Annotated in this window: 13 protein-coding genes and 1 pseudogene; 6 read left to right on the top strand and 8 right to left on the bottom strand. The window is 72.7% G+C overall.

Features of this window, described 5'->3' with window-relative positions; translation table 11 throughout:
• Positions 1–271: 271 nt before the first annotated feature.
• Positions 272–634 carry a DUF1304 domain-containing protein gene (locus tag BLW82_RS38835; RefSeq protein ID WP_093506595.1) on the top strand — a complete coding sequence of 121 codons (363 nt, stop codon included), beginning with the start codon at positions 272–274 and terminating at the stop codon, positions 632–634.
• Complete coding sequence (locus tag BLW82_RS38830) at positions 631–1,197, top strand: TetR/AcrR family transcriptional regulator (RefSeq protein WP_093506593.1); 567 nt, start codon at positions 631–633, stop codon at positions 1,195–1,197. Before BLW82_RS38835 ends, BLW82_RS38830 begins: the two co-directional genes overlap by 4 nt.
• Positions 1,198–1,201: 4 nt before the next feature.
• On the opposite strand, the gene BLW82_RS38825 is transcribed toward BLW82_RS38830, so the two are convergent.
• Positions 1,202–2,050, bottom strand: a complete 849-nt coding sequence (locus BLW82_RS38825) for a hypothetical protein (protein WP_093506591.1) — start codon at positions 2,048–2,050, stop codon at positions 1,202–1,204.
• 160 nt (positions 2,051–2,210) lie between these two features.
• On the opposite strand from BLW82_RS38825, the gene BLW82_RS38820 reads away from it, so the two are divergent.
• Positions 2,211–3,161 carry an NADP-dependent oxidoreductase gene (locus BLW82_RS38820; RefSeq protein ID WP_177233207.1) on the top strand — a complete coding sequence of 317 codons (951 nt, stop codon included), beginning with the start codon at positions 2,211–2,213 and terminating at the stop codon, positions 3,159–3,161.
• A 7-nt stretch (positions 3,162–3,168) separates the two neighbouring features.
• Here BLW82_RS38820 and BLW82_RS38815 read toward each other — a convergent pair whose 3' ends face one another.
• Complete coding sequence (locus BLW82_RS38815) at positions 3,169–4,275, bottom strand: NAD(P)-dependent alcohol dehydrogenase (RefSeq protein ID WP_093506587.1); 1,107 nt, start codon at positions 4,273–4,275, stop codon at positions 3,169–3,171.
• Between the two features lie 25 nt (positions 4,276–4,300).
• Positions 4,301–4,483 (bottom strand): annotated as a pseudogene (locus tag BLW82_RS38810) (aldehyde dehydrogenase family protein); the annotation flags it as partial.
• Positions 4,484–4,733: 250 nt separating this feature from the next.
• On the opposite strand from BLW82_RS38810, the gene BLW82_RS38805 reads away from it, so the two are divergent.
• On the top strand, positions 4,734–5,126 hold the full coding sequence (locus tag BLW82_RS38805) for an anti-sigma factor antagonist (RefSeq protein ID WP_256216098.1): 393 nt from the start codon (positions 4,734–4,736) through the stop codon (positions 5,124–5,126).
• A gap of 89 nt (positions 5,127–5,215) precedes the next feature.
• On the opposite strand, the gene tuf is transcribed toward BLW82_RS38805, so the two are convergent.
• The 3 genes from tuf to BLW82_RS38790 form a co-directional block, all read right to left on the bottom strand.
• Entirely contained in the window at positions 5,216–6,409 is a 1,194-nt protein-coding gene (gene tuf, locus BLW82_RS38800) for an elongation factor Tu (RefSeq protein ID WP_093506583.1), read from the bottom strand.
• Positions 6,410–6,474: 65 nt separating this feature from the next.
• Positions 6,475–7,431 (bottom strand): ribose-phosphate diphosphokinase, encoded by a 957-nt coding sequence (locus BLW82_RS38795; protein WP_093506582.1) that lies wholly within the window; start codon positions 7,429–7,431, stop codon positions 6,475–6,477.
• Between the two features lie 59 nt (positions 7,432–7,490).
• Complete coding sequence (locus BLW82_RS38790) at positions 7,491–8,207, bottom strand: SDR family oxidoreductase (protein WP_093506580.1); 717 nt, start codon at positions 8,205–8,207, stop codon at positions 7,491–7,493.
• Positions 8,208–8,284: 77 nt separating this feature from the next.
• On the opposite strand from BLW82_RS38790, the gene BLW82_RS38785 reads away from it, so the two are divergent.
• Both BLW82_RS38785 and BLW82_RS38780 read left to right on the top strand, forming a co-directional pair.
• Positions 8,285–9,097 (top strand): helix-turn-helix transcriptional regulator, encoded by an 813-nt coding sequence (locus BLW82_RS38785; protein WP_093506578.1) that lies wholly within the window; start codon positions 8,285–8,287, stop codon positions 9,095–9,097.
• A gap of 224 nt (positions 9,098–9,321) precedes the next feature.
• Positions 9,322–9,954 (top strand): DUF4230 domain-containing protein, encoded by a 633-nt coding sequence (locus BLW82_RS38780; protein ID WP_256216261.1) that lies wholly within the window; start codon positions 9,322–9,324, stop codon positions 9,952–9,954.
• Between the two features lie 61 nt (positions 9,955–10,015).
• Here BLW82_RS38780 and BLW82_RS38775 read toward each other — a convergent pair whose 3' ends face one another.
• Both BLW82_RS38775 and BLW82_RS38770 read right to left on the bottom strand, forming a co-directional pair.
• Positions 10,016–11,776, bottom strand: coding sequence for a complex I subunit 5 family protein (locus tag BLW82_RS38775; RefSeq protein ID WP_093506574.1), 1,761 nt, complete (start codon positions 11,774–11,776; stop codon positions 10,016–10,018).
• Positions 11,776–12,126, bottom strand: coding sequence for a sodium:proton antiporter (locus tag BLW82_RS38770; protein ID WP_093506572.1), 351 nt, complete (start codon positions 12,124–12,126; stop codon positions 11,776–11,778). Before BLW82_RS38770 ends, BLW82_RS38775 begins: the two co-directional genes overlap by 1 nt.
• Between the last annotated feature and the right edge of the window lie 6 nt (positions 12,127–12,132).

Here is a 12,132-nt window from a genome sequence, read left to right as displayed (position 1 = left end):
GGCGGGACGGACCCACCCTCGGGTGCGTCAACTCGCTGTGACGGAAGGGAGCTTATCGGGTTTGAACCCGAAAGGATCAACCTCGGTGAGCAGAGGAGGTGAGGGTTCCGTCACGCTCCGCCAGTTGGCGGCAAATCAACAAATACCTATTCCCGACCGCGACTTCCCGACGCGCGGCCCACATTCCGGGCCAGAACGGAACCCGAGCACTCCTGGACACCTGCCCAGCTATAGTGGACGACCGTCCAAGAAAAGGGGAGGGCTCACGATCATGGAAATCCTGGCGAACGTGCTGGTCGGACTGGTGGCCGCGCTGCACGCGTACATCCTGGTGATGGAGATGTTCCTGTGGCAGAAGGGCCCCGGGATGCGGTTCCACGGCTTCGACGCGGAGCTGGCGGGGCGGACCGCGCCGCTCGCCGCCAACCAGGGCCTCTACAACGGATTCCTGGCGGCCGGCCTGGTCTGGGGGCTGGTCGCGGCCGACCCGACCGGCTTCCGGGCCCAGGTGTTCTTCCTGTCGTGCGTGGTGGTGGCGGGGGTGTACGGCGCGGTCACCGCCAACCGGCGGATCCTGTTCGCGCAGGCACTGCCCGGCGCGCTCGCCCTGGCCGCCGTCCTGGCCGCCCGATGACCGGCCGCCCGGCGGCGCAGGACCCGCGGGCCGCCCGCACCCGGGCGCGGCTGCGGGCCGCCCTCCTGGCGGAGTGCGCCGAACGACCGCTCGCCGAGGCCGCCGTGGCCACGGTGGTGCGCCGGGCGGGGGTGGGCCGGGCCACCTTCTACGTCCACTACGACGGCCTGGAGGCGCTGGCGGTCGACGCCTGCGCGGACGTCGTGCGGGAGGCCGTCGACGCGCTGCACGCCTGGCGCGGCCGGCCGGACCCGGTGCACGCGCCGCCGGCGCTGCGGGAGTTCTTCGCCGGCCTCGTCCCGCACGGGGCGCTGTACCGGGAGCTGCTCGCGCCGGGCGGCGGGGGCCCGCTGGGCAGAGTCCTCCACCGCGACCTGCGGGCGCGCAGCCTGGCCGAGCGGGAGCTGGTGGGCGCGGCCGACGCCCCGCTGGTGGCCTCGGCGGTGGCCGCCACCTTCGCCGGGGTACTGGCCGACTGGCTGCACGGCCTGCTGGACGCCGGCCCCGACGACGTCGCCGACCAGGTCTGGCAGTTGCTGGTCGCCCTGCACATGAGCCGCTGACCGGTCAGTCGCAGGCGAACCCGCGCCGCTCCTTCGGCCAGGCCTCCACGCCCTGCGCGGTGCGGACGTACGCCGTGTCCCCGTCGTCCGTCAGCCACAGCCGCCAGGCACGCAGACGGTATCCGGTGTCGTGCGCGTCGGCGGGCATCGCGGTGTCACTGTCGTAGCGTCCGCCGAGTACGGAGTCCTGGGCGAACACGCCGTGGGGATCGCGGACGTAGGTCCTGCCGCCGACCGTCAGGAAGTGCGCGGACTGCCAGCCGCAGTGCTCGGCACCGGCGGAGCTCGTGATCCTCGAGACCGGTACCCGGCGGCCCTGGGTGTCGGTCCAGATCTCGGGCCACCCCGGCCCCGACGTCACGCCCGCCGGAAGCTCCGAGGGATCGCAGGAGGCGCTGGTCTCCGGACCCCAGCCGGGTCTGCCCCGCTGGTCCCTGGCGACCACGACGGCCACCTTCGTGCGCCCGCCGACGTCGTAGGAGTAAAGAACCCGGTCCGCTTCCCGGCGCTCCACGCGGTAGCCGGCGCGCGGCACCTCCGGGTCGAACATGTCGAAGAAGAGCCGCAGACCGTCCTCGGGCGAGTCGCCGCCGTCACTCTTGCTCCAGCCGTCGGGCCCGCTGCCCCAGTAGGTCTCCCCGTCGCACTCCAGCGCACGTCCGGCCGCGCCCGAGGCGGTGCGCAGCGCCGGCGCCGTGCTCGCGTCGGCCTCCCTCGCGGGGAGGTCCAGCGGCCCGCGGTACGGCGTCGCGGGCGGCGTCCCCTCCACCACGACGTCCGGTCCGCTCGCACCGTCGCACCCCACCGCCGCGGCCGCCACCAGTACCGTCGCCGCCGCCAGACCTCTGCGCATGCCCACCCCTGCCGCTCACCGCCGTTGCCGTCCTTCGACGGCGGAGCGGGCCGGAACGTTCACGCCGCGGGAAGCGCGACGGCCGGGCTGGCACGATTCCATCGAAGCTTGGCCATCGTGCCATTTTCCCGCCGGGCGCGTCCCGGCAGGCTGGGTGACCATGAACGACATGAACACGATGCACGCGATCAGCCAGGACGTACTCGGCGGCCCCGAGGTCCTCAAGGTGATCGAGACGGCGCGGCCGAAGCCGCGTCCCAACGAGGTGCTGGTCCGGGTACGGGCCGCCGGCCTCAACCCGACCGACTGGAAGCACCGGGAGAACGGAGGCTTCCTGGGCAAGCCGCCGTTCGTGCTCGGCTGGGACGTCTCCGGAATCGTCGAGGAGACCGGGATCGGGGTCGCCGCCTTCAAGCCCGGTGACGAGGTCTTCGGCATGGCGCCCTACCCGTTCGGGCACGGCACGCACGCCGAGTACGCGATCGTCCCGGCCCGGGCCCTGGTGCCGAAGCCCACCGTGATCGACCACGTCCAGGCGGGCGCGCTGCCGCTGGTGTCCCTGACCGCCTGGCAGGCGCTGGTGGAGAACGCCGACGTCCGGCCGGGGCAGCGGGTGCTGGTCCACGCGGCGGCCGGCGGGGTGGGGCACGTGGCGGTACAGATCGCCAAGGCGCGTGGCGCGTACGTGATCGGCACGGCCAGCGCCGGCAAGCACGACTTCCTGCGGGAGATCGGCGTGGACGAGCCGGTCGACTACCGGTCCGTGGACGTCACCGAGGTGGTGCGGGACGTCGACGTCGTCCTCGACACGGTCGGCGGCGACACCTCGACGGCCTCGCTGCGGGTGCTGCGCCAAGGCGGGATCCTGGTGTCGATCCTGCCGGTGGGCTCGCCCGCGCTGTACGAGGAGGCCGAGCGGCTGGGCGTGCGGGCGGTGCGGATGCTGGTGGACGCCGACCGGGCCGGGATGCGGGCGGTCGCGGAGCTGGTGGAGGCGGGGAAGCTGCGGGCGACCGTCGCGGGGACCTTCCCGCTGGCCGATGCCGCCAAGGCGCACGAGCTGGGCGGCACCGGCCGGACCACCGGGAAGCTGGTCCTGGTCGTGGACTGACCGCGGGTCAGAAGGTGAGCACGGGCTTGACCGCCTTGCCCGTGCTCATGTCCCGCACGGCCCGGTCGATGTCGGCGAACGGGTAGGTGCTGATCAGCCGGTGCAGCGGCAGCCGTCCCTCGCGGACCAGCCGGACCAGGGCCGGGATGAAGGCCTGGGTCTCGCTGTCGCCGAGGGTGAGACCGACGATCCGCTTGCCGGACAGCAGCCCGTTGACGTCCAACGGGACTTCGGTGCCGAAGGGCGGGGCGCCGACGACCACCAGGGTGCCGCGGGCGGCCAGCGCGTCGGCGCCCTGCCGGAGGACGCCGACGTTGCCGGTGGTCTCCACGATGCCGTCGGCGCCCGCGCCGTCCGAGATACGGCGAAGGGCGGCGGGCACGTCCTCCCGGGTCGCGTCGACGGTGTGGGTGGCGCCCACCTCCCGTGCCAGCTCCAGGCGTTCGGGCACCCGGTCGACGGCGACGATCGTGGTGGCGGGGGTGAGGGCGGCGGCCATGACGGCCGAGAGGCCGACCGCTCCGGCACCCAGGACGGCGACCGTGCTGCCGGGGACCGGCCGCAAAACGTTCCACACGGCGCCGGCCCCGGTCTGCACCCCGCAGCCGAGCGGTGCGACCGTCTCCAGCGGCACGTCCGGGTCGATCTCGACCAGGCTGCGCTCGTCCACCAGCGCCCGTTCGGCGAAGGAGGACTGGCCGAAGAAGTGGCCGCCGAGCGGCTCACCGTCCCGGCTGACGGTGGCGGTGCCGTCGGCGCGCCGGCCGCCGATCAGGTTGAGCGGCAGCCAGGTGGTGCAGTAGGCGGGGTGGCCGCCGCGGCAGTTGCGGCAGGTGCCGCAGGAGGTGAAGGACAGTACGACGTGGTCGCCGGGGGCCACGCCGGTGACGGCGGAGCCGACGGCCTCGACGACGCCGGCGCCCTCGTGGCCCAGGACTCCGGGCAGCGGGAAGGGCAGTCCGCCGCTCGCCGCGGCGAGGTCGGTGTGGCACAGACCGGTGGCCACCATCCGGACGAGCGCCTCGTACGGTCCCGGCTCGTCGAGCTGGACGTCGCGGAGGGTGAAGGGGGCACCGCCGGACTCGACCACGGCGGCTCGGGTGGTGAGGGTCATCGTGGGAACTCCTGGTCCGTGGGGCTCAGTCGAGGGAGACGACGACGGACTTGACCTTGGTGTAGGCGGCGAGCGCCTCGGGGCCGTACTCGCGGCCGAAGCCGGAGGCCTTGACGCCGCCGAAGGGGACGGCGGGGTCGAGCAGCGCCCAGTCGTTGACCCAGACGATCCCGGCCTGGAGACGCGCGGCGACCCGGTGCGCGCGGGCGGTCCGCGAGCTCACCGCACACCAGGAGGAGCAGTTCCGCCAGGCGCTGGGCAAGGCGTGGCACGCGCTGTCCTGACCGGGCACCCGGGCTCTCACGTGCCCGTTCCCCGGCTGTCGCGCACGCCACAGAAAATAGCGAGCCGAAGCAGCAGACATATGTCAATCGAACATGCTCAAATTCCCTCCATCGAGGGTAACTTGCAGGGCGGGGACCGGAATTGAACCGGCAGGGGTGGGAGGGGATGTCGTCGTGCGCCAGGAACCCCGGCAGGATGCCGCGCCGCTCACCCGGCACCTGCGCGTCCACCAGGACCGCGGCCACACGGTGCTGGAGCTGCGGGGCGAGATCGACATCGTGGCGGCGACGGAGATCGCGCCCCATCTGGACCGGGTGACCGCCCAGGAGCACGCCCAGGTGGTGATCGACCTGCTGCCCGTCGAGTTCTTCGACTGCTCGGGGCTGCGGCTGCTGTACCGGGCGCGCAGCCGGGTGCTGGAGCGCGGCGGACAGCTCCAGCTGGTCTGCGCCCACCCGCTGACCCTGCGGGTGCTGAAGGTGACCGGTCTGTCGCGGCTGCTGCCGCCCAGGCCGACGCTGGACGCGGCCCTGGGCCGGCCCGAGGCCACATCCGGCACCTTATGACACCGTTGTCACCGTGCTCCCCCGCGAGTCCGCGGCCACCGTGGTCACCGTCGTCACCGTCGTCACCGTCGTCACCGTGGTCACCGTGGTCACTTGAGGATCCTGGTCACCTGACCGGCGCCGACGGTCCGCCCGCCCTCACGGATCGCGAACTTCAGGCCCTCCTCCATCGCGATCGGCTGGATCAGCTGCACGCGCACGGTGGTGTTGTCGCCCGGCATCACCATCTCGGTGCCCGGGGGAAGGGTCACGACGCCGGTCACGTCGGTGGTGCGGAAGTAGAACTGGGGGCGGTAGTTCTGGAAGAACGGGGTGTGCCGGCCACCCTCGTCCTTGGAGAGGATGTAGGCACGGGCCTCGAACTCCGTGTGCGGGGTGACCGATCCGGGCCTGATGACGACCTGACCGCGCTCGACGTCGTCCCGCTTGATCCCGCGCAGCAGCAGCCCGACGTTCTCCCCGGCCCGGCCCTCGTCGAGCAGTTTCCGGAACATCTCGACGCCGGTGACCGTGGTCCGCGTCTTCTGCGGGTGGATGCCGATGATCTCGACCTCGCTGTTGACCCGCAGCACCCCGCGCTCGATCCGGCCGGTGACGACGGTCCCGCGGCCGGTGATGGTGAAGACGTCCTCGATCGGCATCAGGAACGGCCGGTCCACGTCCCGCACCGGCTCCGGCACGAACTCGTCGACGGCATCGAGGAGTTCGAGCAGGGCCGTCGTCCACCGCGGGTCCCCGTCCAGGGCCCGGAGCGCGGAGACCCGGACCACCGGGACGTCGTCGCCGGGGAACTCGTACTCGGTGAGCAGTTCGCGCACCTCGAGTTCCACCAGCTCCAGGATCTCCTCGTCGTCGACCATGTCGGTCTTGTTGAGCGCGACGACGATGTACGGCACCCCCACCTGGCGGGCCAGCAGCACGTGTTCCTTGGTCTGCGGCATCGGCCCGTCGGTGGCGGCGACCACCAGGATCGCCCCGTCCATCTGGGCGGCCCCGGTGATCATGTTCTTGATGTAGTCGGCGTGGCCGGGGCAGTCGACGTGCGCGTAGTGCCGGCGCTCGGTCTGGTACTCGACGTGCGCGATGGAGATGGTGATGCCGCGCTGCCGCTCCTCCGGCGCCTTGTCGATCTGGTCGAACGGCGTGAACGGGTTGAGCTGGGGGAACTTGTCGTGCAGCACCTTGGTGATGGCCGCGGTGAGGGTCGTCTTGCCGTGGTCGATGTGCCCGATGGTGCCGATGTTCACATGTGGTTTCGTCCGCTCGAACCTGGCCTTCGCCACTGGGGGCCTCCCGTTCGCCTCGGTGTCGCCGAGCGCGGTGCAGCGCTACAACTCCTCCTTCCTGTCTAGAGGTTGCGCGGCTCGTCGAACAGGGCGCTCACGGACTCACCGTTGTGAATACGGCGTACGGCCTCCGCAAGTGCCGGGGCGATGGACAGGATCCGCAGCTTGTCGGTGTGCTCCTCGGCCGGTACCGGCACGGTGTTGGTGCAGACGATCTCGAGCACGTCGGGCTGCTCGCTGAGCCGCTTGAGCGCCCCGGCCGCGAACAGCCCGTGGGTGCAGGCGATCCGGATCGACCGCGGCGGACCCAGCTCCCTGATCTTTTCCAGGAGTTCGACGACCGTGCTGCCCTTGGCGATCTCGTCGTCGAGCACGATGACATCCCGGCCGGCCACCTCGCCGATCACCGAGCTGATGGTGACCCGGTCGTCCGGGTAGCGCTGCTTGGCACCGGCCGCCACCTGGGCGCCGATCAGCCGGGCGAAGGCGGCGGCCTCCTTGGCGTTGCCGAGGTCGGGCGAGACGACGGTGGTGCGCGACAGGTCGTACCGCCGGAAGTGCGCCGCCAGCTCGCGCAGCGCGTGCAGGTGGTCGACCGGCACCGAGAAGAAGCCGTGCACCTGAGGGGCGTGCAGGGTCATGGCGAGGACCCTGCTCGCGCCGGCGGCCACCAGCAGGTCGGCGACCAGGCGGCCGCCGAGCGAGATGCGCGGGGCGTCCTTCTTGTCGGAGCGGGCGTAGGAGTAGTGCGGCATGACGACGGTGATCCGGCCCGCGGAGGCACCGCGGGCCGCGTCGCACATCAGCAGCAGCTCCACCAGGTGCTCCTGCACCGGCCGGACCAGCGGCTGGATCAGGAAGACGTCCCGCTCCCGGCAGTTGGCCTGGAGCTGCACCTCCAGGCAGTCGTTCGCGAACCGGCTGACCCGCGTCGGGCTGAGCGGCACCCCGAGGTGCGCGCAGACCTCCTCGGCCAGCTCGGGGTGGGCGCTGCCGCTGAAGACGGCGATGTCTCGCACGATCCGCTCCTCGCATGATCCATACGGGCTACGGGCTCATGCTACGGACCGTGCCGCTCTCACCACGGCACGGGTGTGCCGTCCCAGGAGAAGAACCCGCCGGTGGGACCGTCGTCGGGCAGCAGCGCCAGCCGTACGGCCCCGCGCGCGCCCTCGGCCGGATCGCCGCCCCCGACGGCCGCACCGGGCACCAGGCCGGTGGCCCGCCGCCCGGGGGCCAGGGCGTTCACCTTGATCCCGGCCTCGGCCAGCTCCTGGGCGTACAGGACGGTCAGCGCGTTCAGCGCGGTCTTGGCGGAGCGGTAGGCGGCGGACCGGGGGCTGCCGTGGGCGAACTGCGGATTGGGCCCGGTGCTCCAGGCGAGGGACGCGGTACCGCTGGAGACGTTCACGACGCGCGGGTGGGCGGAACGGCGCAGGGCGGGCAGGAAGGCGTTGGTGACCGCGAGGACACCGAAGACGTTCGTCTCGTACGTCCGCCGGAAGTCCTCGACGCCGGTCTCCGAGGGGCTACCCGTCACCGGCTGGATCCCCGCGTTGTTGACCAGGACGTCGAGGCGGCCGACGGAGGCGGCGGCCCGTGCCACGCCGGCGGGGTCCGTGACGTCCAGGACCAGCAGCCGCGCGTGCGCGCCGATCTCCGCCACGGCCCGCTCACCGCGCTCGGCGTCCCGGGAACCGACGTGGACGTGGAAGCCCTCCTCGGCCAGCAGTCTGGCGACATGGAAGCCGATGCCCGTGTTGGCACCGGTGACGAGTGCTGTGCGATCGTTCATGACAGCCACGGTCCCCCGGCCGCGTCCGCCCTGCCAGGGACCGTCTGTACCAGGCGGACCGAGGAGGCGACGACGGCATGCCGAGGCAGGAACTGGCCCGCTTCCTGCGCGAGCGCCGGGCGGGGCTGCGCCCGCAGACGGTGGGGCTGCCACCCGGCGCCGACCGCCGCACTCCGGGGCTGCGCCGCGAGGAGGTCGCCGAGCTGGCGCACATGTCGGTCGACTACTACATCCGCCTGGAACAGGCACGCGGCCCCCGGCCCTCCCCGCGCGTCCTGGACGCCCTGGCCGAGGCGCTGCGGCTGGCCCCCGCCGAGCGCAGCCACCTCTTCCGGCTGGCCGGCTCCGGTGCACCGCCGCCCGGCACCGCGGCGGTACGGCGGGTGCGACCGCACGTCGGCCACCTGCTGGATCGGCTTCCGGACACCGCCGCGATCGTCACCGACGCGGCCTACGGCCTGGTGGCCTGGAACCCCCTCGCCCAGCTGTTGTTCGGCGGCGACCTCGGACACGGCACGACCAACGTGGCGCGGCGGCGCTTCCTCGGCCAGGGGCGCATGTACGAGAGCTCCGGTGCCGAGGAGTCCGGGCACGTCGTGGTGGCCCGGCTGCGGCGGGCCGCCGAGCGCTATCCGCACGACGCGCAACTCGCCGCCCTGCTGGACGACCTGCGCACCGGCAGCGCGGAGTTCCGGCGGATCTGGGCGACCCATCCGGTACACGCCCCCGGCCACCGCACCAAGGTCCTCGACCATCCGGAACTGGGGCGGCTGCACCTGAACTGCGACGTCCTGCTGGTACCGGAGGACGACCAGGAGGTCGTCCTGGTCACCGCGGACCCGGGCACGGCCTCCGCCCGCCGCATCGCGGAACTGGCCGGGCGGCCCTGACCGGTCTTCCGCGACGCGACGGCGCGGGTGGCCGTCGGGCACGTTTCGGCACCGCGTGTATCAGTCCTGACCCAGCTGTCTCAATCAGCCGACAACGCGGTCTGGCACGGCCGTTGGCGGGCATTGGTCTCGTTGGAAAGGAGGACCGTCACATGGCGAGTTCCACCAAGGAGAGCAAGGCGAGCTCCACTCAGGAGGCTCCCGTCACGGCCCGGCCCCGGCGCATGCCCGGCTGGGCGAAACTGGTCACCGCGCTGGTGCTGGTGCTCGTGGTGCTGTTCGCCGGGATCAAACTGGCGGTGCTGCCCGGGATCAAGGACCTGTTCGGCACGGAGACCCGCGACAACACCGGCCCGGCGCTGCTCAAGTCCATCCAGGACATGAGCCGTTACGACGCGGCCTCCGGCAACTTCCAGGTCGTCGTGGACCTGGAGAAGGACGCCAAGTACCTGCCCAGCGCGATCCGCGGCACCCGCACCCTGTACGTGGGCGCGGGCACCGTCGACTCCTACGTCGACCTCGGCAAGATCGCCCAGAGGGACGTGACGGTCAACGCCGACCGGACCGAGGCCACCATCCGGCTGCCGCACGCGCAGCTGGGCAAGGCCACCCTGGACGCCGACCACTCGTACGCCGTCTCCAAGCAGCGCGGTCTGCTGGACCGGCTCGGCGACCTGTTCTCGGACAACCCGAACAGCGAACAGGCGGTGCAGAAGCTCGCGGTGAAGCACATCTCGGACGCGGCCAAGAGCAGCGGGCTGACCACCCGCGCCGAGACCAACACCACCGGCATGCTGGAGGGCCTGCTGCACTCCCTCGGCTTCACGGAGGTGCACGTGTCCTACGGGACGGTCTGACCGGCACCGCGCGAGAAGGCCGACCGGCGCCGGATGAACAGCCCGGCGACCGGCCGGTCGATCAGCCGCCCAGCACCCCCGGCGCCGCCAGCGCACCGAGCGCGGCGGCGCCGACCAGCAGCCAGGCCACGTAGTCCCCGACGTGCCCGGACTGCAGGCGGCGCACCGGCAGCGCCCCGCCTCTGGCGGCGACCAGGCCGGGCCGGGTGACCGCGAGGGCGGCCAGGCCGAGGGCCAGGAGGGTGGAGAGACAGCCCAGCAGGACCCCGGCCGCCGTCCAGTGCGCGCCGGCCGGGGCACCACCGGAACCGGCCCGGGCAACGGCCCGCGCCACCACCCCGGCGAAGCCCGGTGCGAGGCCGACGGCGAGGGCCCCGGCCAGCAGCACCGCGGGGACGACGGTCATCGTGTCCGGGATCCGGGAGAGCCGGCCCTCGGTCTCCGGTTCCTCCCCGGACCCGGTGGTCTCGTAGGCGTCACCCCGCGGTGGCCTGTCCCCGAGGCCGAGGAAGACCCGCGCCGCGACGCGCAGCACCGCGCCCGCCGTCACCGCCGACACAACGACGTACAGCACCGTCAGCGGGCCGCCCACCGCCTCCTCGGCGACCGACTTGCCGAGCCCGGTGCCGAACGGCGGCAGCCCCGCGAGCGCCAGCCCGCCGAGCCCGAACAGCACGCCCACCGTGCGCAGTTCCCGGGCCCGGCCGTGCAGGGCACGTTCGTCGACGTTGCCGTAACGGTCCAGGAGGATGCCCGCACAGGCGAAGAGGGCCGCCTTCACCCCGGCATGCCCGAGGAGGTACAGGGCGATACCGGCATCCCCCTCGGGAGAGAGGACGTCCAGGCCGACGAGGAACAGGCCGGTGTGCGCGACCGTGGAGAAGGCGAGCAGCCGCTTGATGTGCCGCTGGTGCCAGCACATGAAGGCGCCGAGCGCGGCCGTGCCCACCCCGAGGACGACCAGCGCCCGCTCCAGGTCGGCCGCCGGGATGCCCCCGGGCCCGGCGAAGACCGTGCCGTACACCCGCCAGACGCCGTAGGCGCCGAGTTCGACCATGACCCCGGACAGCAGCATGCACACCGGGGTGGGGGCCACCGCGTGGGCGTCGGGGAGCCAGAAGTGGAAGGGGGCGGCGGCCGCCTTGACCAGCAGCGCGGTGAGCACCAGGACGAAGGCGGCGAGGACCAGGGCGTCCGGGCGGCCGTGCGCGTCCAGACCGCGGCCGATCTTCGACATCGACAGTTCGCCGGTGCGGGCGTAGAGCAGGCCGATGCCCGTCAGCATGGCGTACGCACCCAGGGAGTTGACCACGCCGAAGGTGAGCGCGCCCTGGACGGCCCGCGCCTCGTCGATGCGGTAACCGGTCAGCGCGTAGGCGACGACGCTCATCAGCTCGAAGAACACGAAGGCGTTGAACAGGTCGCCCGCGATCGCGAACCCGCACATCCCGGCCTGGAAGACCAGCATCAGCGCCGGGAACGACCCCGCGTGCCGGGTCGGCGGCTCCGCGAAGTAGCGCCAGGAATAGGCCAGGGCGGCCAGCGTCAGCAGGGAGACCAGGGTGGCCATGCCGAGGGCCGGTCCGTCGCCGGTCAGTACGATCCCGACGCTCTCGCCGCCGACCGGCCGCCAGCCGCCCGCCCACTCGGTCAGCGGCGGGGCGGAGTTCAGCAGCAGGACCAGGGCGAGGGCACAGGTCGCCGCACAGACCGCGCAGGCGAAGCTCTCGGCCGCGAGCCGGGGCAGCCGGCGGCCGCCGGCCACCAGCAGGGTGGCGCCGAGCACCGGGACGGCCACGAGCAGGGGCAGCAGGTGGTGCATCAGCCGCGCAGCTCCGTCAGTTCGTCGGGATCGACGGTGCCGTGCCGCTTGGCGATCTGCAGGACCAGCGCCAGCAGCAGCGCGGTGACGGTCGCGCCGACCACCACGTCGGTGAGGGCGAGGGCCTGCACCACGGGGTCGACGAGCGGCCGGGCGCCGGGCCTGAGGTCGGAGAAGACGGGTGCGGTGCCGCCGTCGCGGTAGCCGACCGCGAGCAGCAGGACGTACGTCGACGACTGGCAGACGGCGAGGCAGCCGACGGCGTGGATCAGGTTCCGGCTGGTGGCGAGGCCGTAACAGCCCGTCAGGAAGATCCAGACGGCCACCAGGTAGGGGAAGACGTGCAGCACGGCGGG

The sequence above is a fragment of the Streptomyces sp. Ag109_O5-10 genome, assembly GCF_900105755.1.
In the GTDB taxonomy this organism is placed as follows: domain Bacteria; phylum Actinomycetota; class Actinomycetes; order Streptomycetales; family Streptomycetaceae; genus Streptomyces.
This window is presented reverse-complemented; position numbering and strand designations above follow the sequence as displayed.

What these genes read in the sequence shown, in the direction of transcription:
- BLW82_RS38780 (WP_256216261.1), top strand. Translation starts at nt 9,322, where the DNA reads ATGCCCGGCTGGGCGAAACTGGTCACCGCGCTGGTGCTGGTGCTCGTG.
- BLW82_RS38825 (WP_093506591.1), bottom strand. Translation starts at nt 2,050, where the DNA reads ATGCGCAGAGGTCTGGCGGCGGCGACGGTACTGGTGGCGGCCGCGGCG.
- BLW82_RS38775 (WP_093506574.1), bottom strand. Translation starts at nt 11,776, where the DNA reads ATGCACCACCTGCTGCCCCTGCTCGTGGCCGTCCCGGTGCTCGGCGCC.
- BLW82_RS38820 (WP_177233207.1), top strand. Translation starts at nt 2,211, where the DNA reads ATGAACGACATGAACACGATGCACGCGATCAGCCAGGACGTACTCGGC.
- BLW82_RS38815 (WP_093506587.1), bottom strand. Translation starts at nt 4,275, where the DNA reads ATGACCCTCACCACCCGAGCCGCCGTGGTCGAGTCCGGCGGTGCCCCC.
- BLW82_RS38830 (WP_093506593.1), top strand. Translation starts at nt 631, where the DNA reads ATGACCGGCCGCCCGGCGGCGCAGGACCCGCGGGCCGCCCGCACCCGG.
- BLW82_RS38790 (WP_093506580.1), bottom strand. Translation starts at nt 8,207, where the DNA reads ATGAACGATCGCACAGCACTCGTCACCGGTGCCAACACGGGCATCGGC.
- BLW82_RS38835 (WP_093506595.1), top strand. Translation starts at nt 272, where the DNA reads ATGGAAATCCTGGCGAACGTGCTGGTCGGACTGGTGGCCGCGCTGCAC.
- BLW82_RS38785 (WP_093506578.1), top strand. Translation starts at nt 8,285, where the DNA reads ATGCCGAGGCAGGAACTGGCCCGCTTCCTGCGCGAGCGCCGGGCGGGG.